This is a genomic window from Corynebacterium sp. MSK074 (genome assembly GCF_030229735.1).
Classification (GTDB): domain Bacteria; phylum Actinomycetota; class Actinomycetes; order Mycobacteriales; family Mycobacteriaceae; genus Corynebacterium.
In genome coordinates, this window is record NZ_JASPIX010000001.1 from 230296 (window position 1) to 254294 (window position 23999).

The window sequence follows — 23999 nt, forward strand, 5'->3', positions numbered from 1 at the left end:
CTACAGCGGCCGCTGGGCCATGAGGTCTTGGTAAAAATCTATGACCTCGGCCGGCCGGCCATCCGCGGCGATGCGGTGGTTATCGATGCAAATGACCCGATCAAAATCGCGCAGAAATTCCAGGTCGTGCGTGACCACAATCAGTTGCTGTTCCAGTCGCGCGAATTCTCTTTTGATCCGATCGCGGTTGCGTAGATCCAGCAGGGTAGTGGGCTCATCAGCGATGATGAGAATCGGGTCGATGACCATGACCGCTGCCAGCGCGAGGAGCTGCTTTTGTCCGCCGGAGAGCGTATGCGGTGAGCGCTCAGCAAATTCGGCGAGTCCGAAGCGCTCGAGGGCAGCATCTACGCGGGCAAGGCGCTCGTGTTTGGGCAGCTTAAAGCGGCGGAGCGAAAAGGCGACGTCATCGCGCACATTGGGCATGACAATCTGGTTTTCGGCATCCGAAAAGACGAACCCCACCTTTTCGCGCACCTTTTTGCCCTGCTTGGCGACGTCCATCTGGTCCACCGTCACCGTACCTTCACTAGGCTCGCCCAACCCATTAATGAGCCGGGTCAAGGTGGATTTCCCGCCACCATTCTGGCCGATAATGCCAATGCGCTGTTCAGTGAGGGTGAGGTTGATGTCCTCGAGCACCACGGTGTCATCAAAAGCCACCGAGACCGAGGAAAAGTCGATCGTGGGCACTAGGCAGCCTTTCGTCCCATCAGATCGGGGAAGGCTGAGTGAACACCGATAGCGATGATGACGGCAACGACAAGCTTTCCGGCATCGACAGGGATGAAGGGCAATTGGGCGGCGAAGGCTGGACCAATGTCCAAGCCAGAGCGGATCATGAGACCAAAGGCGCCGCAGATGTATTGGACGGCAAGGCCGGCAACGGCAGCGATGGCAAGCATGACCGCCATGCCGCCCTTGCTCTTAGGGGAGCGGTAGGCAATTGCACCTGCGACTGCTGGCGAGAGAACATAGCCGATGATGTAGCCCGCGGTTGGGCCTGCCAGCGCGCGCAGCGTGGTACCGCCACCTGCCAGAACTGGGAGGGCGAGACCCAGGAACAAGAAGAGTAGTCCCACGTAACCGCCGCGCTTGCTGCCCAAAATTAGGCCGGCGAGGATCAGCGCTGCGTTTTGCAGCACAATGGGCACGCCGGCCGAACCGACGGGGATGGATACGAAGGCAAGGACAATGACGAGAGCGGTAAACACGGCAACATAGGCAATGGTGGTTGCCAGAGAGTTCTTTTTCATGCTCAAGAGGTTAGCACTGCATGAAAACTGCAGACAATTGAGGGTTTTGAACGGTGTTCATTCGAGGCTGATCATTGTGAGCCGGAGCTATTGTGGCGGGCTTCCAATCGAGGCTTTCTGGACCGCTGGCGCCCGTGCTTAAGCGCTGGGTAGGATAGCGCGCATGCGATTGACCGAGTATCACCAGCTCATTGTGGACGAATTTGGCGAGTCTAAGGGAAAGTGGATTAGCCACTCCCATGTCTTGCCCGACCTCGGGGCAACGCCCGATGAGCTTATCGAACGCGGCGTCGATCCGCGTCGCGTCTGGCTGAGCCTGTGCGATGACTTTGATGTACCGAAGGAGCGCAGGTTGGGAGTCGATTACCCAACTTTATAGAGCGGTCGAATTGGACGGACTGGCGTGTTCACTTTCAAAATTCGAACAGATGTATGTAAGATGGCGGAAGTGTCGATGCAGTCGTCTACAGTGGGATGGCGTTGACGGAGGGAACCGTTTGAGTTCCACGGCAGTCTAATAATGCGTTAGTACATCGTCGTTAAAGATAAGGATGAAAGTTAATGGCAACCAAAAAGAAGTCTTCTTCTGCTGCCTCTAAGGGAGATGACCGCCAAAAGGCCCTCGATGCCGCAATGGCCATGATTGAGAAGGATTACGGCAAAGGCGCTGTGATGCGCCTGGGCGATGACAACCGCCCACCGATTAAGGCCATTTCTTCCGGTAATACCGCAATCGATGTCGCTCTTGGTATTGGCGGTTTCCCGCGCGGGCGCATCGTAGAGATTTATGGCCCGGAGTCTTCTGGTAAGACCACTGTTGCGCTGCACGCTATTGCATCCGCGCAAAAGGATGGCGGCATTGCCGCGTTTATTGACGCCGAGCACGCGCTCGACCCGCAGTATGCTCGCCTGCTTGGCGTGGATACCGATAACCTCTTGGTGTCCCAGCCAGATACCGGCGAACAGGCCTTGGAGATTGCCGATATGCTGGTACGCTCCGGCGCAATCGACATCATCGTCGTTGACTCCGTAGCTGCCCTTACCCCGAAGGCGGAAATTGAAGGTGAGATGGGAGATAGTCACGTCGGCCTTCAGGCCCGCCTGATGTCGCAGGCGCTGCGTAAGATGACCGGTGCCCTGTACAACTCCGGTACCACCGCTATCTTCATTAACCAGCTGCGCGAAAAGATTGGCGTGATGTTCGGCTCGCCAGAGACCACCACCGGTGGTAAGGCGCTCAAGTTCTACTCTTCGGTGCGCTGCGATATCCGCCGCATCCAGACCTTAAAAGATGGCCAGGATGCCATCGGTAACCGCACCAAGCTCAAGGTAGTAAAGAATAAGGTCTCGCCACCATTTAAGATTGCCGAGTTCGACATCATGTATGGCGAGGGCATTTCTCGCGAGTCGTCCATCATTGATCTTGGCGTCGAAAACGGTTTCATCCGCAAGTCCGGCTCCTGGTTTACCTACGAAGGCGACCAGCTGGGCCAGGGTAAGGAGAAAGCGCGTAATTTCCTGAAGGATAACCCGGATCTGGCCAATGAAATCGAGCAGAAGATTTTCCAGAAGCTCGGTATCGGCGAGGCCGCGGCTGAAGGTGAAGAGGGTGCCGCGATGGACGTTCCTGGAGCCGATGATCCATTGACCGATGAGTCCGTTGATCTCGTTCCAAACGTCGATTTTGATGACGACTAAAACGTCTAACCCGTCCCCACACACTCCGCGTACCATTTGAATCTGCATCATGAATCAGCCCGCCCCCGAAAAGCTCGCCCAACTCCGTCAGGCCCTCGAGGCCTATGAGAATGGAGCAGCTGGGGGCGGGCTCTTCGATCGAGAGGCAGAAGAGGCCAAGGCCAAAGTCCGCTCTCGGGCACTGGGTCTTTTGGATCAGCGCTCTAGGTCCCGGAAAGAACTCTATGATCGTCTAGTAAAAGCCGAGTTTGAGCCAGATGTCGTTGAGAACGTGTTAGATGATTTAGCCCACGCTGGCCTGGTGAATGACGCCGCTTTTGCACACGAGTGGGTGCGCCAACGGCATAAGCGGCGCGGCAAGTCCAGCTCGGTTCTCAACAGGGAATTGCGGGAAAAGGGCGTGAGCGAGGCTGACCGTGCTGAGGCCCTCGAGCAAATCGACCCTGCCGATGAACAAGCCATGGCACAGGCCCTTGCGGAAAAGAAGGCTCGCTCCATTAAAGCTGTCCCCTCGGATCGCAAGGAGCGCGACAAGGCCCTACGCCGCATCGTGGGTGTGTTGGCACGCCGTGGCTTCAATGAAGGGATGTCGCTGCAGATTGCAATCGCAGCCCTTGACGCGCGGTGCGCGGAATTGCGCGCAGAGGACTGATTCGGCGGGCCACGGTTGCGCCGAAATGACAAAGACGCGGCAGTTATGAGATGCCTAGCTTCATGGCTAAACTATGCCGACGTGGAGCAGACAATCGCAGATAACCGTACTTATGAAGTCCGAACTTTCGGCTGCCAGATGAATGTGCACGATTCAGAGCGCATCTCTGGCCTCTTGGAGGAGGCCGGCTACGCGGCCGCCGGCGAGGGCGTGGAGCCAGATCTCATCGTCTTTAATACCTGCGCCGTGCGCGAAAATGCCGATAAGCGGCTCTACGGCACGTTGGGTGCCTTGAAGAAGACAAAAGAAAACCATCCCGGCATGCAAATTGCCGTGGGCGGTTGCTTGGCGCAGAAAGACAAGGACACCGTCCTAGATAATGCCCCGTGGGTTGATGCTGTCTTTGGCACTCACAATATGGCGGCCCTGCCGACGCTGCTGGAGCGCGCCCGCCACAACGATGAAGCCCAGGTGGAAATCGTTGATTCCCTCGAGGCTTTTCCGTCGGTCTTGCCAGCCAAGCGTGAGTCTGCCTATGCCGGCTGGGTTTCTGTTTCTGTAGGCTGCAATAACACCTGCACCTTCTGTATTGTTCCTTCCTTGCGCGGTAAGGAAGAGGATCGCCGGCCTGGCGATATCTTGGCCGAGGTTAAAGCCTTGGTGGACCAGGGCGTATCTGAGGTCACCCTGTTGGGGCAAAACGTCAATGCTTATGGCGTTAATTTTGCCGATCCCGACATGCCACGCGACCGTTTCGCCTTTTCTAAGCTGCTGCGCGAGGTGGGCAAGATCGATGGCCTTGAGCGATTGCGCTTTACCTCCCCGCACCCGGCGGAGTTTACTTCCGACGTCATCGATGCCATGGCTGAGACCCCGGCCGTGTGCCCGCAGTTGCATATGCCGCTGCAGTCCGGCTCCGACAAGGTCCTTAAGGACATGCGCCGTTCCTACCGCACTAAGAAGTTCCTGCGGATTTTGGACGAAGTACGGGAGAAAATTCCGCACGCCGCAATCACGACCGATATCATCGTGGGCTTCCCAGGCGAGACCGAGGAAGACTTCCAAGACACCATGGAGCTTGTGCGCCGCGCTCGCTTTGCCTCGGCCTTTACCTTCCAGTATTCACCGCGTCCGGGAACCCCGGCTGCGGAAATGGAGGACCAGATTCCCAAGGAGGTCGTCCAGGATCGTTTCGAGCGTCTCGTTGCCCTGCAAGATAGCATTCAGGCAGAGGAAAACAAGAAGCTCATCGGCACGGATGTGGAGCTTTTGGTGCAGGCCGAAGGTGGCCGCAAGAACGATGAAACCCACCGCATGACCGGCCGCGCGCGCGATGGCCGCCTGGTGCACTTTACCCCGGTTGATTCGGACGGCACGGATATTTCGGCGGAGATCCGCCCGGGTGATGTGGTGCATACCCAGGTCACCGGTGCGGGCTCCTTCTTCTTGCTTGCCGACGCCGCCGTGACCTCCCACACCCGCACCAAGGCCGGCGACATGTCTGCTGCCGGCGAAACGCCTACCACCGCACCCATCGGCGTCGGTCTGGGTTTGCCGTCGATTGGCAAGCCCGCGGCGGCCGAATCCGGCGATTCTTGCGGTTGCTAGCAGGGGAGTAGGCTAGGGAGCCATGACTGAGGAACATTCGACCACCGCAGCCCACAATGCAGCTAACGCTGAGCGTAGAGCAGCACAAACAATGGACCTCGGCGGTCACAAGGTGACGCTGAGTATTGCAGTGGTGGTCTATATCCTCTACCTGATTTTGCCCTACGCCGGTCCAGCCCATGGTTGGGAGGCATTGACGTTCGGCACCACGTCGAGTGGCGTGAGGATTTCCATCATGGAAACCGTCTCCGCGTGGCTCGCGCTCATTGGGTTGGGCATTCTTACTCCGGTGACGCTGTTCACCCGTCGCGCTACGCCGGGGCTCATCGCGTGGATGTTGGTGACGGTGTCCTTTTTCGCCAACCTATGGGGCTTCTGGTTCCGTGGCTCTACTGCCGACGGGGCGTCGCTGGGAATGTGGGTAGGAATGCTGGCTACTTTCCTAGCATTTTTGGCCTATAGCATGGTGGCGCTGCGCCGCAGTCCAGAGCAGAAGGCTGCCGAAGCCCGCGTGCGCGCCACCGCCGGACAGCTCGATGAGGTGGGCGAATTCCAATCCAGGATAGACGCGGCACCGCAGCGGGAGCCACTGGAGGACAATCGCCGCAAGCAAGCCGCCGAACGCCACCGCGCCCAGCGCGGCGAGCAGTAGGCCTACCGCCACTAATCCCGCAGCCGCAACTCCCACGCAGAAGAGCGGGAGAGTTCCCGGGCGCCCAGGCTGCGGTAAATGGCATTCATGGCCGCGTCCTTGGCGGCAACGGAGCAGTAGCAGCGCCGTACCCGCGGCCAATAGCGCGCCACCTCATGCAGCGCAGTGAGCTTGGCTAGCTGCGCAAGTCCCCGGCGCCGGTGCGGGCGATCGGTCACAGTCAGAGTCCACTCGCAAACTTCAGGATTCGCGTCCTCGTGCCGAGCCATCTCGGTCAGTGCGAGAATGCTCCCGTCCTCGGCGGTAAGTGCGATAAGAAGTGTGTGCCCGCGACGAGAGCGCAGCCGGCTGTGCGCTTCGCGCAATCGGGCACGCGTCCACACGATGGGCTCCACCGTCAGATCACCAGTTTCCGCGTCTGTGGACGCTAGGCTAAGCAGCCGCATGACCTCGTCGAGGTAGCCCTCAGGGATGTCGTAATCCGGCCAGACTCGGGCCGTGATTCCCGCCGGGAGCAGTGCTGCGACAGGGCTTTCGGGGATGTCCATCACCAGCTGGTGCTCCGCATGCCTTTGCGTAAATCCCAGCTCGCGGTAGATGCTGCCCATAGCGTCGTAGTCTGGGTCCGCGCCCGGCGGGTGCAATAGTCCCACGTGCGCTACGGTGCGGCCGAGTTTCCGGGCCAGCTCCAGCGCCTTTGCACCCATCCACTCGGCAACCTTGCGCCCTTCTTCATCCAGTTGCTCGCCAGGAAGGGGCAAATCACACAGCACGCATTCAATCTCTGCTGCCTCGCGCTCTTCCAACAGCGGCAGGCTAATGTGGATGAACCCGAGGTAATCCAGCTCCGGGCTCGGTTCCACCGAGGGGATAAGCGGCAGGCCAAGATCAGAAACCTCACCAAGGGTGGAGTCGCCGTCCACTACGGCAAAGAGATAGGTCTGTGATTCGCTAGAACCCTGCAGACGCTGGACCACACGGCCCGGCGACGTCGATGCCGCGGCATCGCCGCTGGCTTCTTGGGCCGCCAAGTTGGCCCAAAAGACGAAGCTGCGAATACAGTCCGCAGGTTCGCTGGGCTGGGCGTGAGCGGTAGGCGAGTGCGCCGGCCGCGGTGGCCGCGCAATGTGGACGAGGTGCACTACTTGTCATTGACGGCGTTAGCGGCGGCGTCGGCAAAAGCCTGCCACTGCTCGGCCTGCGCACGCAGATCAGCGGCCTTTTTCGCATTGCCCTTGGCCTCAGCTGCCTCGGCCTGAGAGTTAAACTCATCGACCTTAGCCTGGAACTGCGCCACGCGTGCTTGCGCCTCTGGGTCGGTGCGGCGCCACTCGGACTTTTCTGCCTCGGTGACGCGCTGCTCCAGCGCCTCAATCTTGGACTCGTACTCGCGCACCTGCTTGCGGGGAACGAAGCCAATTTCTTCCCACTTTTCCTGCAGCTCGCGCAGCTTGGCCTTAGCTCCTTCGATTCCCTTGGACGGGTCGATCTGGCCGTCGTACTCCGCAATCAAGGCGTCCTTGGCCTTGGCATTCTCTGCAAATTCGCGGTCGCGCTCGTCATTGACGGCATTGCGGGCATTGAAGAATTTGTCTTGGGCGGCGCGGAAGCGGGCCCAGAGCTTATCGTCCACGTCGCGCGGGGCGCGGCCGGCGGCCTTCCACTCGGTCATCAAATCGCGGTAGGCGCGGGCGGTGGGGCCCCACTCGGTGGAATCCTGGATGGCCTCGGCGCGCTCGACGAGTTCTTCCTTCTTCTTGCGGGCAACCGCACGGGCGCGGTCCAGCTCGGCAAAGTGGGAGCCGCGACGGCGGTTGAAGGAGTCGCGGGCGCGGGAGTAGCGCTTCCACAGGGCATCATCGGTCTTGCGATCAATGCCCTTAATCTGCTTCCACTCTTCTAAGATGGCGCGGATGCGGTCGCCGGCAGCCTTCCATTCGGTGGAGTTTTCGGCAATTTCTTCTGCCTCAGCTGCCAGTTTTTCCTTGGCAGCAATAGCTTCCTCGCGGCGGCGCTCCTTATCGGCCTGCGCCTGCTCGCCGGCTTCTACCGAGTGCTCAATGACGGCAACAAGGCGGCGGTCAAGTGCTGCGATGTCTCCGATGACCGCAGCGGTTGGCAGGGTCTCGCGCAATTGCGCTGCGGTCTTCTTGATGCCAGCGGCCTCGCTGGGGTTGGCGCGCAGGCGAGCCTCGAGCAATTCAATTTCGGTGGAGAGGTCGTCGTAGCGCGCGCCGTAGTGCTGTAGGCCCTCCTCGGGGGTGCCGGCCTGCCATTCGCCGATCTTGCGTTCGCCCTCCGGAGCAGAGACGAAGACGGAACCATCCGCGTCGACGCGGCCCCATTTAGCCGGGTCATTCTTGCTTGGTGCCTGCACGGGAACAGGCTTTGCGGTGGGACGAGGGCCCTTCTTGGGCATGGAACCTGGGGTAGGGATGGGAGACATGACAAGCCCTCCTATGCATAGATCGCCGCGCGTCACGGCTGCCGAATAAAATCACTGGATACATTACCGCGAATATCCCGCGCGTGCCCAGATTCTATTTAATTACCTCCACTTGGGTAGATAGTATGGAGGAATAATGTTCAATCTCATGGTAATGCCTGCGTCACCGGCGCTGGCCGTGGAGCTTTCCACCAATGACGCTGCTTCTCGCGCACTGCTTGCCGCTGCCCGTACGCTCGCAGTGGAGGCTGCAGCCGCTGGAATAGTGGAAGTAGATATCGTCGGCAGCCAGGATAAGCGCTGGTATACCGCCCATACCGGAAGCTTACGGGCCTGGGGCGCGGCCACGGACCTGGGCGGCGGCAACTTCCTTCCGGAGATCATGGCCCGGTACGTGCTGCACAGCGTGCCGCAGCTTCACGCCCGCGCTAGCCGGGAGCACATCGGCCAGCCGGATCCGGCGGCTCTGACCATCGTCGTGGCAGATGGCAGCGCGGGCCTGGCCGAGCGCGCCCCCTTGGCGCTCGTTCCCGGTGCCCAGGAAGCGCATGAGTGGTGCGAGGAGGTGCTCATGGGGGCGTCGGCAAGCAAGGCAGGCGAGTGGCTTTGCCAGCGCGGTGTGGTAGAGCCCGCGCTGTGGGAGGAGTTAGCAGGACTGCAACCAAAGAAGGCGCAGTTGCTGGCCACCGACGCCACCCTGGGTGTCGGCCGTTACGTTGCAGGGTGGGAGGTCTAATGCGCCCGATAGCAGTGTTTGGCCCCACCGCCTCCGGCAAATCTGCGCTGGGCTTAGCGCTGGCGCAGGAGCTGGACGGTGAGGTGGTCAACGTCGATTCCATGCAGCTCTACCGCGGTATGGACATTGGCACCGCCAAGCTCACCGCGGCCGAGCGCGAGGGAATCCCGCACCACCAGCTCGATGTGTGGGACGTGACCGAGACCGCTTCTGTGGCGCGCTACCAGCGCGATGCCATCGCGGACGTAAAAGGCATCATGGCCCGCGGCAAGACGCCAATCCTAGTCGGCGGCTCCATGCTTTATGCCCAAGCGCTGGTCGACGACTGGCAGTTCCCACCCACCGACCCCGCCGTCCGCGCCAAGTATGAGGCCCGGCGCGTAGAAATCGGTACCGATGCCCTGCATGAGGAGCTGGCGCAGGTGGATCCGGCCGCGGCCGCCATCATTGAAGATAAGGACCCACGGCGCACCGTGCGTGCCTTGGAGGTCATCGAACTGACCGGTAAACCTTATAAGGCTAGTCAGCCGCCGAAGGACGCCCCGCCGCGGTGGGGCACCCGTTTGCTCGGCCTGCGCACTACCGCAGATTGGCTTAATCCGCGCATCGAGCTGCGCACGCGCCAGATGTTTGAGCGCGGGCTCATCGAGGAAGTCGAGCGCCTCCAATCCCAGGGCTTGGTGGCCGATTCCACGGCCGGGCGCGCCATTGGCTATGCGCAGGTATTCCAAGCCCAGCGTGGCGAACTTACGTGGGATGAGGCCGTCGAGCGCACTATTACCGGGACACGGCGCTACGTGCGCCGCCAACGTTCCTGGTTCAACCGCGATAAGCGCATCATGTGGTTGGATGCCGCGGGCGATACGACCGCCCAGGCGCTGCGCGCGCTAGGGTAGGGAGCATGAAATTTGCCAAGGGTCATGGAACTGAGAACGACTTCGTCATCGTCGAAGACCACGCGGCCACCACGCCGCTTGCCCCCGAGCGCGTAGCGGCGCTGTGTAATCGCCGCGCCGGTATCGGCGGCGACGGATTGCTGCGCGTCGTGCGCGCCGAGGCCTTGCTCGCGGCTGGGGAAATCGAGTCGCTGGCCGAGGGCATCGCGCCCACTGACTGGTTCATGGACTATCGCAACGCTGACGGTTCCGTGGCCGAAATGTGCGGCAACGGTACCCGCGTTTTCGCCCACTGGCTGCGCTCGCGCGGCCTCGTGGAAGAAGACGAGTTCACCATCGGTACCCGCGCCGGCGCCAAGCGCGTGACGGTGCACTCGTGTGATGCGCATGCGGCTGAGGTCACCGTGGAGATGGGACCGGCCGAAGTAACGGGTGTATCCACCGCGTCTATGGCCGGGGAGAGCTACGCCGGTCTAGGCGTTGACATGGGCAATCCGCACCTCGCGGCCGTGGTGCCGGGACTGGACGCCGAGGGCCTTGCAGCCAAGACTTTCGAGCAGCCCATCATTGATGATTCTTTCTTCCCCGCCGGCGTGAATGTTGAGGTCGTGACCCCGCTGCGTGATGGCCACGTGCACATGCGCGTCTTTGAGCGCGGGGTAGGAGAGACCCGCTCCTGCGGCACCGGCACTGTGGCGGCCGCGACCGCCGCGCTTGCCGACGCCGCCGTTGACCACACCACCACCCCTCACGGTACCGTGCACGTACACGTCCCCGGTGGGGAAGTAACAGTGGACATCTACGAGGGCGGCTCGCGCTTGACCGGCCCGTCCGCGATCGTCGCCACCGGTGAGACCTCCCTTTAGACCGCGTCGGGCCCGACGCGCGCGGTGCGCGGTACACGGTGAGTGCTTAGGCGCTGCGTCCTTCGCCTTCCTCTTCCTCGAATGCTTGCTCTTCGAGGGCTTGGCGGCGCAGGGCGCGATTTTTTACTTCGTTCTTTTCATACTTCGGCCCGAGCGCAAAAGCGGCGCGGCGGGCCGATAGCCATGTTTCCTTGAGCTCGCGAGCCCGTCCATCGGTCACCTTCAGCAAGGACTCCAGCTCGTTGGTGCTGACCTCTTCCGCGTTGACGCGCAGGTTCAACCGGCGCAGGAACCGTCGGGCGCCCGAAATTTCATAGTGGAAGGCTTCGATGGTGGGGTCGGAGCAATCCAGATCTAAAAGCGCCGGCCGGTAGAGCGTGCGGTCCGCGATCTTCTCGGCCGCCTCGGAGGACCGGAAGTCTTCGTACTCCGCCAAGACGTCCTCAATATCTTCGGCAGAGAGCCGAATAGAGCTGCGCAGCGCCGCCTGCTCCGAGGCATCCGGCCGTGCGTGGAGCATAAGCAGTGCCGCCGCGATAAGTAGTGCCGCGATGAAAACCCCGGGAAGTTTCAGGGTTGCCACAACCGCCACTGATCCCACCAGGATTAGCGCGAGAACCAGCACGCGCCGGTTCCTCGCATTTTCCGGGAAAGGCATCCACACAGCTATTCCACCAGACCTTTGCGTCAACTCTTAGTGGCCGCCGCAGCCACAGCCTCCGGAACCACAACCGCAGCCAGCGCCGTCGCCGCAGCCACCGCTGGGCATTTCAATAGAAGCCGTCAGCAGGGCGGTGCCGGCCACGATAGAGTCCTTGGCAGGCAGCTCATCTCTGCCTGCAGGCAGGCAGAGATCGAAGGGGAAGAGGCCATCCATGACGAGGTGGGCGAATTTCTCGCCGGTGAGCTCATTGGTACGCCACTCGGATTCCATGACGCGGGCCGCAAAGGTAGCGGCCGGGGTAGGAACCTCCGCGCCAGACCCGGAGGAAATTACCTTCGCCCCCGCGGACTCAAAGAGCGCCGGGAATTCGCCCTCGGCCGCCTCATAGGCATCGGCAGACTCGTAGGTGCGGATATCGAGGCCCATGGCGGTGAGGGAGATTTGCTGCCACTGTTGCAAGGGTTCGTCGGCAAGCAAAGGCCCCTGCGCCAAGTTCGCGGTGGCTTGGGCGATGGTGGTGCCGAAAGGATCGATAATCTCCAGCAGCGCGAGAACATCGTTGACCATTTCCACGTGGGCGAACCCCTGCGTAACGGCATTGAAGCCAATGAAAGTAGCAAAAGGTTCCACCGCGAGGATATTGAGCTGCGCGCCCGATGGATCGGTGAACTGAATCAGCTGACCACCGCGTACCTCGCCGGTAACGGCTAAGCGATCGCTAGCGATAGCGGCCTCGACGGCATCCTGCCATCGTTCGAAATTGAGGCCAATGGCCTGCATCTCGGTATTCTGCTTAGCCCCAGTGTCCTTAACGTTCATGCCCGCCATTGTATCGCCTTGCGCAGCCAGCTAAGAATCCGCAATTCCCGCTTTCGGCCGCAACATGCCAAAATGAAAGGTAGTATGACCGAATTTTCCCAGCACAATAACGACGATCTCCTCGCCCGCGCGTTCCGCGATAATGACGCCCCGGCCGTACCAGAGGCGACGCCCACCACCGGTGACCTTGACCTGGCAGAGCGCAACGCCTTCCGCCGCGTCACCCGTGAGACCACCATCCGCGCCGAAGACACCACCGATGGCTATGAGGTGGAGTATCGAAAGCTGCGCCTCGAGCGCGTCATCCTGGTTGGCGTGTGGACCGAAGGCACCGTGGCCGAAGTCGAAGCCACCATGGACGAGCTCGCGGCGCTGACCGAGACCGCCGGCGCCGAAGTAGTGGAGATGATCTACCAAAAGCGCGATAAGCCGGATTCCGGCACCTTCATCGGCTCCGGCAAGGTCAAGGAATTGCGCGACATCGTCGAGGCCACCGGCGCCGATACCGTGGTATGCGATGGCGAGCTCAATCCTGGCCAGCTCACCGCTCTCGAGCGCGCGCTTAACACCAAGGTCATTGACCGCACGATGCTCATCCTTGACATCTTTGCCCAGCACGCCAAGTCCAAAGAGGGCAAGGCGCAGGTCTCCTTGGCACAGCTGGAATACCTCTACACCCATACCCGTGGTTGGGGCGGCAACCTTTCGCGCCAGGCGGGCGGCCGCGCCGGCTCCAACGGTGGCGTTGGCCTGCGCGGTCCCGGTGAGACCAAGATTGAGACGGACCGCCGCCGCATCCGCACGGAGATGGCCCGGCTGCGCAAGGAGCTGCGCGCTATGAAGACCGCCCGTGAGGTCAAGCGTTCCAAGCGTCAGCGCTCGACCATCGCGCAGATAGCCATTGCCGGCTACACCAACGCCGGAAAGTCCTCGCTCATTAACGCCATGACCGGCGCCGGCGTGCTGGTGGAGGACGCACTCTTTGCCACCTTGGACCCCACCACTCGCCGTGCCACGCTTGCCGACGGCCGCCAGGTCGTATTCACCGACACCGTCGGCTTTGTCCGCCACCTGCCCACGCAGCTGGTCGAAGCCTTCAAATCCACCCTGGAAGAGGTGCTGGCCGCCGATATCATGTTGCACGTGGTCGATGGCTCTGACCCATTCCCGCTCAAGCAGATTGAGGCCGTCAACCAGGTCATCTATGACATTGTCGCGGAAACTGGGGAGCAGGCCCCGCCCGAGATCATCGTGATCAATAAGATCGACCAAGCCGACCCGCTAGTGCTCGCCGAGCTGCGTCACGTACTCGACCACGAGGACGTCGTCTACGTATCCGCGCGCACGGGCGAGGGAATCGACGAGCTTACCGCGCGCGTGGAGCTTTTCCTCAACTCCCGCGATAGCCACGTCAAGCTGCAGGTTCCCTTCACCCGCGGCGATGTGGTGGCCCGCGTACACGCCGAGGGCACGGTGCGCCACGAGGAGTACACGGCCGATGGCACGCTTGTCGACGTCCGCCTTCCCGCACCCACCGCCCGCGAACTTGCCGAATTCATCGTGGAGGAAGTTTCCTAAAACCAGCCTGGGTGATCCATAATTAAGGCTCGTGAGCTTAAAAGGTTGGACCGTCCACGGAGACGGTAAAAGGATTGCACCGGGCGCGGTCGTAGCGCCGGAAGAACGACTCAGCTGGGGCCGAACCATCGGCATCGGAATGCAGCACGTGGTGGCCATGTTCGGCGCTACGCTGTTGGTTCCTACCCTGACCGGATTCCCCGTCAATACGACGCTGCTCTTTTCCGGCCTCGGCACCATTTTGTTCCTGCTTATCACGCGCAACCGGTTGCCGTCCTACCTCGGCTCCTCGTTCGCGTTCATCGCGCCGCTTTCGGCGTCGCAGCAGTACGGAATCGCCGCGCAGGCGGGCTCCATTTTGGTCACCGGCCTCGTCTTGGCTGCGGTGGGTGTGGCAGTCAAAATCGCCGGCCGCCGCGTGCTTGATGCCGTCATGCCGCCGGCCGTCACCGGTGCAATCGTGGCCCTCATCGGCCTGAACCTAGCGCCGAATGCGGCCGAGAACTTCGCCTCCCAACCGCTCGTGGCCGCGGTGACGCTGCTCGTCATCCTGCTGGCCACCGTCGCCGGCCGCGGTATGGTCTCGCGCCTATCCATCTTGCTCGGCGTGGTCGTCGGCTGGGTCTTCGCTGCGCTGACCGGCAACCTCGGCGATGACGCCGTCGCGGCCATCGATGCCGCCCCGTGGGTAGGCCTGCCGGAATTCCACGCGCCTTCTTTCAACGTCTCCGCCATTGCCGTGGCGCTTCCCGTGCTGGTGGTACTCATCGCGGAAAACGTCGGCCACGTCAAGGCCGTCTCCGAGATGACCAAGCGCGATATCGATGACCTGGCCGGTGACGCGCTGATCGCCGATGGCCTTGCGTCCACCCTTGCTGGCGGCTTCGGCGGCTCCGGTACCACGACCTACGCCGAGAATATCGGCGTGATGGCCGCAACCCGTGTATATTCCACCGCCGCCTACTGGGTGGCGGCCTTTACCGCCATCCTTTTGGCCTTCGTGCCGAAGTTTGGTGCGCTGATTTTCACCATCCCGACCGGCGTTCTGGGCGGCGCCTGTATCGTGCTGTATGGACTCATCGGCATGCTGGGTGTGCGCATCTGGATGGATAATAAGGTTAATTTCAATAACCCGGTCAACCTGACTGCGGCCGCGGTGGCGCTTATCGCGGGCATCGGCAACCTGACCCTCACCGTGGGTGGGGTTTCCCTCGAGGGCATTGCGTGGGGCTCCGTAGGCATCATCGTGGCCTATCCGATTATGAAAAAGCTTTACGATTCCGTCGGCGAGGGGCACGGCGCCAAGTACTAATTTTCCACCTGTGGATAACTGCCCGTCGCGCGCCCGCGGCGGGCAGCGTTGTTGACGGAGCAACGCGGGTTATCCACAGCGCGCCGGTATGCGGCTCGCTTAGGCGTGCGGGGTCTATTTAACTTAGCAGCATGACCGCATTGGATGCATATCTAAACGCAGTGAACGCCGGCATGGACATTGTCGCCGCCGTTCAAGGGCTTAGCGATCGCGAGCTCATCGCGCGGGGTGCCTCTGACATAGCCGCGCGCGACCTGCTGCGTCTATGCGATACCTACTTCGGCCGGTGCGGCTTTGCTGCCAAACAGCGAGCGGCGCGGCAGACTAGGCATTCCCTTGACGTGCTATTGCTGATTGAAAAATACGCCTTGCGCTTGCCGACGCAGCGCGACGCCTGGACCCTACGCACCGAGCTGTGTGCCTTTCGCGGCAGCGCCACCGCCTTGGAAAAGCGTGCCCGCGCTTTGGTACGCGAACTGCGACCTCGCCGCGCGCCCGAAAAGGGAGTGCGCCTTACCCGCCGCTCCGGCGGTCCGTGGTCACTGACTATTACCGGGGATTCAGCCGATGTGGCGGATATGCACGCTGCATTGGATGCCAATAAGCCCCTGGAATCTGCCAAAGACCTCTTCTTTGGCAAGGCGAATGCGACGCGGGCGACGGTGACGACTCAGGTGGTTCTCACCCTCGACGAGCTCGACCGCGTAGTAGACGGAGGCGGCGAGGAAATCACCCTCCAACTCACCAACGGCGCTCGAATCACCGGAGCGGAGCTTGTCGCGCGGACACTGAGCGACCACGGCTATGTCACGCTCGTCCATCCTCACGAGGGGCCGGTCAACCTCTACCGGACCTCGCGCTTGGCCAACGACAAGCAGCGGCTCATGGCGGCTGCGGTCAACCCGGTATGCCCGTGGGAGAGCTGTAACTATCCCGCCGACAAGTGCCAGATTCACCACCTCAAAGCCTGGAAGCATGGCGGCGAGACCAACGCTGCGAACCTTGCAACATGCTGTCCCTATCACAACGGCGTCAATGACGATGACCCCAACGCCCCGCCGCGCCGTGGCCGGCTAGCCCGCGTGCGCGGGCAGGTGACGTGGGTGCCACCGTGGGGATAGGTGGCGTCGGCAAGCGAAAAGCTCCCCACCGCAAGGGTGGGGAGCCTAGAGCCGAACCGTTTTAGGGCTTAGGAAGCGTCCAGGTCCTTCTCGATGAGAGCAGCAATCTTTTCCACTGCTTCTTCGTTTTCGGAGGTAACGGTAACCTCATCGCCCTGTTCTGCGCCAAGAGCCATGATCATCAGGGAAGAGGCCGCATCGGTCTCATCCTCATCATCATCGCCGACCAGGTTGAGGAAGATATCCTCATCGAACTCGCCGGCAGCGTCCGCGATAATAGATGCAGGACGTGCGTGCAGGCCTACAGAGGAGCCAACCTTTACAGTCTTGGAAGCCATGGAAAATATCCTTTCTTACGGGGATTTTTACAATCCAGTGTACGAGTGTTTGGTTTATACTGCCACGTTCTGGGCGGCTTCTTCGACGGCCTTATTAGGCCAGAACTGCTTCATCGCCAGCACCGCCGCAGTGGAGACAACCACGCCGGCTGCGATGGCCACGAGGTAGCCCCAGAACGGGTCGATGGCGAAGAAGACGAACACGCCGCCGTGCGGGGCACGGGAACCGACCGACAGGGCCATCGAAATCGCGCCCGTCACCGCGCCGCCGGCCATCATCGAAGGGATGACGCGGAAAGGATCGGCCGCCGCAAACGGGATGGCACCCTCCGAGACGAAGGACAGACCCAGCAGCCAGGCGGACTTGCCGTTCTCCTGCTCGGCCGGTGTAAACAGCGACTTGCGGATAAACGTAGCCAGCGACAGCGCAATTGGTGCGACCATGCCGGACGCCATGACGGCGGCCATGATCTGCATGGAGGATTCGTCGCCGGTAGACAGTCCGGCCGTGGCGAAGAGGTAGGCCGCCTTATTAACTGGGCCGCCCAAGTCGAAGCACATCATCAGGCCGAGAATGATACCCAGCAATACAGCCGAAGAACCGGACATGGACGATAGCCAATTTTGCAGGCCTTCCATGAGGTTTGCCAGCGGTATGCCGAGTGCCAGGTACATGGCGAGACCGACAACCAACGATGTCAGCAGCGGAATAATGACAACCGGCATGAGCGAGCCTAGCCAACGCGGTACCTTCCAGTTGCCAATCCACATCGCGATGAAGCCTGCCAGCAGGCCAGTAACTAGGCCGCCGATGAATCCAGCGCCCAAGGTAACTGCGATCGCTCCGCCTGTGAAGCCCGGAGCAATGCCCGGACGGCCAGCCAGCGCAAAGGCGATGTAGCCCGACAGCGCAGCGACGATGAAGCCCATTGCCGCTTGGCCTACGGCGAAGAGAACAGCGCCGAGATAGAGCAAGAACCCGGAGCGCTCGAAGTGCATGAGTTCGCCGTCAACGGTCACGTCATGGCCGGGGAGGTTGCCGAGCGAAAACTCCGTCGATAGTGTCTGCCAACCATTTGCCATATCGGCGCCACCGAAAAGGAAGCCGAGGGCGAGCAGCAGACCACCGGCCGCAACGAACGGGACCATATAAGACACGCCGGTCATAATGGCTTGCTGGATGCGCTTGCCCCAACCAAGAGACTTGTCTTCTTCTTCCGCATCGGCGCGGGTAGCAGTGCCGGAGACCTTGTGCGCGTGGGGGTTGTGCGCGGCTGCGATCGCCTCGTCGAGCATCGTGCCAGGTTCATTGATGGCGCGTTTGACTCCAGACTCGATAACCGGCTTGCCGGCGAAGCGTTCGCGGTCGCGCACGCCGACGTCCGTGGCGAAGATGACCGCATCGGCCGCGTCGATCGTGGATTGGGAGACAGACTCATTATTAGACGAGCCCTGCGTCTCAACAGTCAGAGATACGTCATCACGCTCGGCCGCGGTTTGGGTGAGGGCGTCGGCCGCCATGTAGGTGTGGGCGATGCCGGTGGGGCAGGCAGTGATGGCCACGATGCGGGTGACATCGGTCGAAGGTTCTGCGTTGGTAGGGGTTGCGGCCGAGGACGCGGTGGCGGAGGAGCCGGCGGTGCCGGCGGCGGCACCGGTTGCGGCAGTGCCGGCAGCAGCGCCTTGGGTGGCCGGTTCCTCGGCTGGCTTCTTCTTCGGCTTTTCGGCATTAACTACCTCCAGCACAAGCCGAACGATTTCTTCCTTGGTGGGCGCGTTGCGCAGGGACTCGAGGAAGTCCTTGCGCACTAGAGCGCGGGCCAACTTGGACAAAATCTTCAAGTGGGCTTTGCCGCCGCCGGCCGGAGCAGCGATGAGGAAGACCAGCTGGGCGTCACCGTCAGGGCCGGAGAAATCCACGCCACGGCTCAGGCGGGCGAATGCGAGGGTGGGTTCGGTCACTGCCTCGGAGCGGCAGTGCGGAATGGCGACTCCGCCAGGGACGCCGGTACCGGCCTTGGCCTCGCGGTCGATGGCGGGCTGGGCCAAGCCGGCGATGTCGGTGGCTCGGCCGGTGTCATGGACTAGCGTGGCCAGGTTGGTAATAACGGAGTCAACGCTGTCGCCGAAGTCGGCGTCGAGCGCGACTAGGTCGGTAGTGATGAGGTCGGAAGCCATGATTAGGCACTCCTTAGGCTAGCGATTGTACGGGGGTATGTGCGATATCGAGTTCTTCTGGGCGAGGGAATTGGGTGCCTTGTTTGGATGCAGCCGCAGTTCCGTAGGCCACCGACTGCGCAAGGCTATCGGCCGGCGACTTACCGGCGGTGCGGCCGAGGAGGTATCCGGCGAGCGCGGCGTCACCGGCGCCTACGGTGGATTTCACCGTTGCTGGCGGGGGAGTTGCAGCCCAAGCGCCGTCCGCGGTAACCAGCACCGCGCCGGCACCGCCAAGGGTGACGAGTACTTCTGCGATGCCCTGCTTGACGACGTCTCGGGCCGCCCGAACAACCCCTGAGTACTCGCCGCGCGCGGCCTGGTCTTCCAGTTCGCGGCCGTCGGTTCCGGTGAGCTGGCCGAGCTCTAGGCCGTTCGGCTTAATGAGATCCGGCGCAGCAGAATTGAGGTTTTCGCCAATGGCCTGCATTGGAGCATCGGATGTATCGACGGCAATGCGGGCCTGTGGTGCGGCCGAGCGAACCGCGGAGATGAGGTCGCAATACCAATCGGTATCTACGCCACGCGGCAGCGAGCCGGCTAGAACCACCCAGTCGGAGGCAAGGGCGCGGGCGGTGAGCTCGGAGGTAATGGCGTGGGAGTCGGCGTCGGAAAGCGCAGGGCCTGGACCGTTGACCTTGGTGGTGGTGCCATCAGGCTCAGTGATGGTGGTATTGACGCGAACTGCGCCGTCCATGGGGATAGCAGAGGAAGGCAGCCCAGCCGAGTGAATGAGATTCAGGAAAGAATCGGAGTCGTGGGCTGGGAAAAGAGCCAAGGATTGCTCGCCGGCCAAGTGCACGGCATGGGTGACGTTGACACCCTTGCCGCCAGCAACCTGTGTGACCTCGCTGGCGCGGTGGACATCACCGGAGGTCAATGGCTCTCTGAGCACAAGGGTGGCGTCGATACTGGGATTGGGGGTCAGCGTGAGAATCAAGTCGTCCCTTTCGCAGGTTGTATATTGGGGGCCGAACGCCGTTGGAGAGAACGGTACGGGCATGGCCCGCCCTTAATGTTGATTCTTGTCCGATTGTGTCCGAAAGTCAACAGAATTCCTGTGGTATACATTGCTTTTCTATCCGATTTGTGGTGTTCTGGAAGTTAATAAACCGCTATCTTCGAAGGAAGTACGCTCATGGAAAACGCGTCTGAGTCCACAATCAAAGGAACCGGTGTCGTTGCCGGAGTCGCCTACGCCGAAGCCGTGTGGGTCCGCCCTCGCCCCGCCCTGCCTACCGAGGGAAGCATCGACCCAGAGCAAGCGAGTGATGTTGAATACGACCGCTTCCTTGCGGCCGTAGATACTGTCGCTGGCCGTTTGGAGCAGCGAGCTGCTGCCGCAGAAGGCCAGGCTGCGGAAGTTCTGACCGCAACGGCCGGCATGGTCAAGGACCGTGGCTGGCACAAAGCCGTGCGCAAAAACATCCGCACCGGCCAGGATGCGGAGTTCGCTACTGTCGGCGCCACCGATAAGTTTGTCACCATGTTCGAGGCCGCCGGCGGCGTGATGGCCGAGCGCACCACTGACTTAAAGGACGTGCGCGACCGCGTAATCGCAGAGCTGCGCGGCGAGGACGAGCCGGGGCTGCCGCTCGTAGACGGCGAGGCCGTGCTCTTCGCGGATGACTTGGCCCCGGCCGATACCGCGACGCTGGATACCAAGCACATCAAGGCCCTTGTCACCGAGCTGGGGGGACCTACCAGCCATACGGCCATTATCGCCCGCCAGCTGGATATTCCATGCATCGTTGCTGTGGGCGCCGCGCTTAGCGATATTGAAAGCGGCACGCTGGTATTCGTCGATGGTGCAGTGGGTGCCGTCACTCTTGGGGCCGACGCAGAGGCTTCCACAAAGGCTGTGGCCGAATATCGCGAGCGTGCAGCACGCGTTGCCCAGTGGCGCGGCCCGGCTGAAACCAAGGACGGCCATCGCGTGCAGCTGCTTGCCAACGTCGCTGATGGCAACGCCGCCCGCATTGCTTCGGATTCCCAAGCAGAGGGCATTGGTCTCTACCGCACGGAGCTGTCCTTCCTCTCGGCTAGTGAAGAGCCGAGCGTGGACGAGCAGGCAAAGATTTACGGCAAGGTTTTTAATGCCTTTCCTGAGTCAAAGGTTGTCGTGCGTACGCTGGATGCCGGATCCGATAAGCCTATCTCTTATGCCACGCTAAGCTCCGAGGAAAACCCAGCATTGGGTGTTCGTGGCCTGCGTATTGCACGCGATAATGAGGCTTTGCTGACCCGCCAGCTGGATGCGATTGCGCAGGCGGCTGCGGCTCGCGATGACAAAGCATCGACTTGGGTGATGGCTCCTATGGTTGCCACCTCTACCGAGGCCCAGTGGTTTGCTAGCCTGTGCCGCGAGCGCGGCCTGACTGCTGGCGCCATGATTGAGGTTCCGGCCGCAGCGCTTATGGCGGATAAAATCATGCCGCACCTTGATTTCGTGTCCATCGGCACCAATGACCTGACTCAGTACACGATGGCTGCGGACCGCTTGTCTCCACAGCTGGCCTACCTGACCGACCCGTGGCAGCCGGCTGTCCTGCGACTCATTCAGCACACTTGCATCGTGGGCCAAGCTAATAACGTTGCGGTTGGCGTCTGCGGTGAGGCGGCAGCCGACCCGATGTTGGCCTGCGTGCTTACCGGCTTGGGCGTAAATTCGCTATCCGCAGCGTCGACGGCGGTAGCGGGCGTCGGTGCACAGCTGGCAGAAGTTACCTTGGAACAGTGCCAGCAGCTTGCCGAGGTGGCATTGGATGCGGAAAGCCCTGACGCTGCCCGTACCGCAGTGGTCGAACGCATGGAGTCCTTCGCCTAAAGTAGGCGAAGGATCGGGGGATTATTCGCTGGCGAGCACGACCTCAATTTCGCGCTCGCGCAACGCTTCCACGAAGGAATCGGGGGCAGCAGCGTCAGTAATGACGACGTCGATATCGGCGGCAGAGGCGAAACTTACAAGGTAGTCATTGCCCAGCTTGCTGGAGTCACACATGACCACTACCTTGTGGGCATTGGTGACGAAGGCGGATTTGATGGCTGCCTCTTGGGAGTCGGCCGTCGACAAGCCATGGTCTAGGGTGAGGGCATTGGTGCCGATAAAGGCGACGTCGGCACGCATCAAAGCTAGGGTGCGCAGTGCGGTATCGCCAACGACGGCCTGGGTAATCGCGCGGACCGTACCGCCAAGTAGCTGGACGTCAGGCACGCCATTGCCCGCTAGCGACAGGGCAATAGGCAAGCTATTGGAGACAATATTGAACTGCGCCTGCGGGTATTGCTGTCCAATGAGCTCCGCGAATGCATTGATGGTGGTGCCTGCGTCCAAGAAAACACTGCCGCCGCCGTGGGGGAGAAAATCAAGGGCCGCGCGGGCGATAGCCGCTTTTGCGCCGGAGGCGGACCTCTGGCGGGTATCCAGGGTAAGCTCCGCGGTCTGGAAGGTTTGGGAGGCTACTGCGCCGCCATGCACGCGATGGACGACACCCTCACGGTCAAGCACCGCAAGGTCGCGGCGAATGGTCTCGGCCGTAACTTCGAAGCGTTCTGAGAGCTCAGTGACGTTGACGCGGCCTTCAACGGCGGTGAGGGAAGCAATTTGGCGACGCCGCTCTTCTGCGTACATGATTCCTCCTTGAATCTAGAGACATCGCGTCATGGCGCGGGGGTAAAAATTGCCATTTTATGCGGAAGTGAAAATCCGGCGATATTGTTTTGCTTAGTCTATTGTCTCAAAAATCGGGAATAAACGGACTAAAGCAAAAACTTGCACAGCTGCATTTTAGAGCCGGTACCTTGAAATGCCTGGTTATCAGGAAAAGTGGGAAAGTGGGATTTTCGTCTCTTTTGGTGTCCGGGTCCGAAATAGAGCCAAAATGGGGGTGGCAGGATACGGGCTGCGTCAACGAAGGGTGTACATAGATAGACCCCGCGAGGGCCACGCTCGGCCCTTGCGGGGTAATGGAATCTGCGTCAGGTGAGTGGTTAAAGCTTACGGAATACCGATACAACCTTGCCCATGATTTCCGCATCATCGCCGTTGATGGGAGCGTAGGCATCATTGTGGGGAAGCAGCCACACGCCGGACGAATCACGGTGGAACTCCTTGACGGTAGCTTCAGAACCTTCGAGCAGGGCGGCGACGAACTCGCCCTCCTCTGCAACTGACTGGGAACGAATGATTACCCAGTCGCCGTCAAGGATGCCGGCATCCTGCATCGAGTCGCCGACTACTTGCAGCATATAAAGGTCGCCGCTACCGACCACCTCGTCAGGCATGGGGAAGTATGTGTCCACGTTTTCCTCTGCGGTAATGGGTGCTCCCGCAGCGATACGGCCGACCACAGGAATATAGGAAACGGCACCTGCATCCTCGGGAACTTGCTGCTCAGACTTGGCCGGCTTGCGGCCCGGCTTTTTGGCGCCTTCATCCGTATTAAGGTGACGAACATCTACAGCACGCGGCTTATTAGGGTCCCGGCGCAAAAACCCCTTCTCTTCCAATTGTTTTAGCTGGTAGGCAACCGATGATGTGGACTGCAGGCCTGCTGCGTCACCAATTTCGCGAATGCTTGGTGGGTAGCCACGCAACATAACGGCGTCACTAATGACGTTGAGAATGCGTCGCTGGCGGTCGGATAGGGAAGCGTAGTCGGTCTTCTCGGTAGTCTTCTTTGGCTTGCGGCCCATTGCTGGCTCCTCGGAGGGGGTCGGGTGGATTTATCGGTGGTCTGTTAGCTGGCGGCGCTGAAAAGTTGCCACACGTCATTTGTAGCACGAAAAGTACAGATGTTCGAGATTTGCGCGTTGGGGTGGACAAGTATTCGAAGCGATGCTATAAATCGAACGTACCAACTAAATCGAACATTATGGCGACTAGGTGTCATGGCGTGTCGAATGAGGCGCCTAAGGTGGTTTCAGTCGTCGAAAGGAAAATCATGTCTCTGCTGATCAATTCTCGCAATAACCTGGTAACACGCAATGCTGCTGATCCTGTAGTGGTGCCTTCTGCATCCGTGTGGGATGTGGAGCGTGGCTACGGTTCTGCGGTTCGCGGTACCGCAAACTCTCGGTATGTTCGAACTCTACGTGTGGAAGATTGCACGTCCTATCGTTCGAACCGTACGTCGCCCGG

23 protein-coding genes are annotated in these 23999 nt (G+C 61.0%); 12 read left to right on the plus strand and 11 right to left on the minus strand.

What is annotated here, in order from left to right:
* Positions 1 to 693: an energy-coupling factor ABC transporter ATP-binding protein gene (locus tag QP965_RS01070; protein ID WP_284843851.1), complete on the minus strand. Its 693-nt coding sequence runs from the start codon at positions 691 to 693 to the stop codon at positions 1 to 3.
* Positions 693 to 1256: a biotin transporter BioY gene (locus tag QP965_RS01075; RefSeq protein ID WP_284843852.1), complete on the minus strand. Its 564-nt coding sequence runs from the start codon at positions 1254 to 1256 to the stop codon at positions 693 to 695. Before QP965_RS01075 ends, QP965_RS01070 begins: the two co-directional genes overlap by 1 nt.
* Before the next feature lie 163 nt (positions 1257 to 1419).
* On the opposite strand from QP965_RS01075, the gene QP965_RS01080 reads away from it, so the two are divergent.
* From QP965_RS01080 to QP965_RS01100, 5 genes are all read left to right on the plus strand, one after another.
* Complete coding sequence (locus tag QP965_RS01080; protein ID WP_005325117.1) at positions 1420 to 1635, plus strand: DUF3046 domain-containing protein; 216 nt, start codon at positions 1420 to 1422, stop codon at positions 1633 to 1635.
* A 182-nt stretch (positions 1636 to 1817) separates the two neighbouring features.
* Positions 1818 to 2954: a recombinase RecA gene (gene recA / locus QP965_RS01085; protein ID WP_005328639.1), complete on the plus strand. Its 1137-nt coding sequence runs from the start codon at positions 1818 to 1820 to the stop codon at positions 2952 to 2954.
* Between the two features lie 49 nt (positions 2955 to 3003).
* Entirely contained in the window at positions 3004 to 3606 is a 603-nt protein-coding gene (gene recX, locus QP965_RS01090; RefSeq protein WP_284843853.1) for a recombination regulator RecX, read from the plus strand.
* A 45-nt stretch (positions 3607 to 3651) separates the two neighbouring features.
* Positions 3652 to 5214, plus strand: a complete 1563-nt coding sequence (gene miaB, locus QP965_RS01095; RefSeq protein ID WP_284843854.1) for a tRNA (N6-isopentenyl adenosine(37)-C2)-methylthiotransferase MiaB — start codon at positions 3652 to 3654, stop codon at positions 5212 to 5214.
* Positions 5215 to 5236: 22 nt separating this feature from the next.
* Complete coding sequence (locus QP965_RS01100) at positions 5237 to 5866, plus strand: Rv2732c family membrane protein (protein WP_284843855.1); 630 nt, start codon at positions 5237 to 5239, stop codon at positions 5864 to 5866.
* A gap of 11 nt (positions 5867 to 5877) precedes the next feature.
* Here QP965_RS01100 and QP965_RS01105 read toward each other — a convergent pair whose 3' ends face one another.
* Entirely contained in the window at positions 5878 to 7008 is a 1131-nt protein-coding gene (locus QP965_RS01105) for a GNAT family N-acetyltransferase (RefSeq protein WP_284843856.1), read from the minus strand.
* The gene (locus tag QP965_RS01110; protein WP_284843857.1) at positions 7008 to 8312 is read right to left on the minus strand and encodes a DUF349 domain-containing protein; all 1305 of its coding nucleotides are present in this window, start codon (positions 8310 to 8312) and stop codon (positions 7008 to 7010) included. The genes QP965_RS01105 and QP965_RS01110 overlap by 1 nt, the downstream gene beginning before the upstream one ends.
* 136 nt (positions 8313 to 8448) lie before the next feature.
* Here QP965_RS01110 and QP965_RS01115 point away from each other — a divergent pair, with 136 nt between their 5' ends.
* Genes QP965_RS01115 through dapF form a run of 3 tightly spaced genes read left to right on the plus strand, consistent with a single transcriptional unit; the run spans position 8449 to position 10810 of the window.
* Positions 8449 to 9048, plus strand: coding sequence for a hypothetical protein (locus QP965_RS01115; RefSeq protein WP_284843858.1), 600 nt, complete (start codon positions 8449 to 8451; stop codon positions 9046 to 9048).
* Positions 9048 to 9944: a tRNA (adenosine(37)-N6)-dimethylallyltransferase MiaA gene (gene miaA, locus QP965_RS01120; RefSeq protein WP_284843859.1), complete on the plus strand. Its 897-nt coding sequence runs from the start codon at positions 9048 to 9050 to the stop codon at positions 9942 to 9944. Before QP965_RS01115 ends, miaA begins: the two co-directional genes overlap by 1 nt.
* A 5-nt stretch (positions 9945 to 9949) precedes the next feature.
* Complete coding sequence (gene dapF / locus QP965_RS01125) at positions 9950 to 10810, plus strand: diaminopimelate epimerase (RefSeq protein WP_284843860.1); 861 nt, start codon at positions 9950 to 9952, stop codon at positions 10808 to 10810.
* Between the two features lie 46 nt (positions 10811 to 10856).
* On the opposite strand, the gene QP965_RS01130 is transcribed toward dapF, so the two are convergent.
* Both QP965_RS01130 and QP965_RS01135 read right to left on the minus strand, forming a co-directional pair.
* Positions 10857 to 11468: a hypothetical protein gene (locus QP965_RS01130; protein ID WP_502869223.1), complete on the minus strand. Its 612-nt coding sequence runs from the start codon at positions 11466 to 11468 to the stop codon at positions 10857 to 10859.
* A 36-nt stretch (positions 11469 to 11504) separates the two neighbouring features.
* Entirely contained in the window at positions 11505 to 12302 is a 798-nt protein-coding gene (locus tag QP965_RS01135; RefSeq protein WP_284814122.1) for a hypothetical protein, read from the minus strand.
* A 75-nt stretch (positions 12303 to 12377) separates the two neighbouring features.
* Here QP965_RS01135 and hflX point away from each other — a divergent pair, with 75 nt between their 5' ends.
* The 3 genes from hflX to QP965_RS01150 all read left to right on the plus strand — a co-directional run bounded on the left by hflX (position 12378) and on the right by QP965_RS01150 (position 16304).
* Positions 12378 to 13871 carry a GTPase HflX gene (gene hflX / locus QP965_RS01140; RefSeq protein WP_284843862.1) on the plus strand — a complete coding sequence of 498 codons (1494 nt, stop codon included), beginning with the start codon at positions 12378 to 12380 and terminating at the stop codon, positions 13869 to 13871.
* Between the two features lie 31 nt (positions 13872 to 13902).
* Positions 13903 to 15183 (plus strand): uracil-xanthine permease family protein, encoded by a 1281-nt coding sequence (locus tag QP965_RS01145; RefSeq protein ID WP_284843863.1) that lies wholly within the window; start codon positions 13903 to 13905, stop codon positions 15181 to 15183.
* A 131-nt stretch (positions 15184 to 15314) separates the two neighbouring features.
* The gene (locus QP965_RS01150) at positions 15315 to 16304 is read left to right on the plus strand and encodes an HNH endonuclease signature motif containing protein (RefSeq protein ID WP_284843864.1); all 990 of its coding nucleotides are present in this window, start codon (positions 15315 to 15317) and stop codon (positions 16302 to 16304) included.
* A 68-nt stretch (positions 16305 to 16372) separates the two neighbouring features.
* Here the strand turns inward: QP965_RS01150 and QP965_RS01155 are convergent, their stop codons facing one another.
* The 3 genes from QP965_RS01155 to QP965_RS01165 are packed head-to-tail and all read right to left on the minus strand — an operon-like array spanning position 16373 to position 19799.
* Positions 16373 to 16642 carry an HPr family phosphocarrier protein gene (locus QP965_RS01155; RefSeq protein WP_005325102.1) on the minus strand — a complete coding sequence of 90 codons (270 nt, stop codon included), beginning with the start codon at positions 16640 to 16642 and terminating at the stop codon, positions 16373 to 16375.
* 54 nt (positions 16643 to 16696) lie between these two features.
* Complete coding sequence (locus QP965_RS01160; protein ID WP_284843865.1) at positions 16697 to 18820, minus strand: PTS fructose transporter subunit IIABC; 2124 nt, start codon at positions 18818 to 18820, stop codon at positions 16697 to 16699.
* A gap of 13 nt (positions 18821 to 18833) precedes the next feature.
* Positions 18834 to 19799 (minus strand): 1-phosphofructokinase family hexose kinase, encoded by a 966-nt coding sequence (locus QP965_RS01165; RefSeq protein ID WP_284843866.1) that lies wholly within the window; start codon positions 19797 to 19799, stop codon positions 18834 to 18836.
* A gap of 198 nt (positions 19800 to 19997) precedes the next feature.
* On the opposite strand from QP965_RS01165, the gene ptsP reads away from it, so the two are divergent.
* Positions 19998 to 21686, plus strand: a complete 1689-nt coding sequence (ptsP, locus tag QP965_RS01170; RefSeq protein ID WP_284843867.1) for a phosphoenolpyruvate--protein phosphotransferase — start codon at positions 19998 to 20000, stop codon at positions 21684 to 21686.
* 21 nt (positions 21687 to 21707) lie between these two features.
* Here the strand turns inward: ptsP and sugR are convergent, their stop codons facing one another.
* Both sugR and lexA read right to left on the minus strand, forming a co-directional pair.
* On the minus strand, positions 21708 to 22490 hold the full coding sequence (gene sugR, locus QP965_RS01175; RefSeq protein WP_239277540.1) for a transcriptional regulator SugR: 783 nt from the start codon (positions 22488 to 22490) through the stop codon (positions 21708 to 21710).
* 359 nt (positions 22491 to 22849) lie between these two features.
* Positions 22850 to 23554, minus strand: a complete 705-nt coding sequence (lexA, locus tag QP965_RS01180; protein WP_239277543.1) for a transcriptional repressor LexA — start codon at positions 23552 to 23554, stop codon at positions 22850 to 22852.
* Positions 23555 to 23999: the final 445 nt, after the last annotated feature.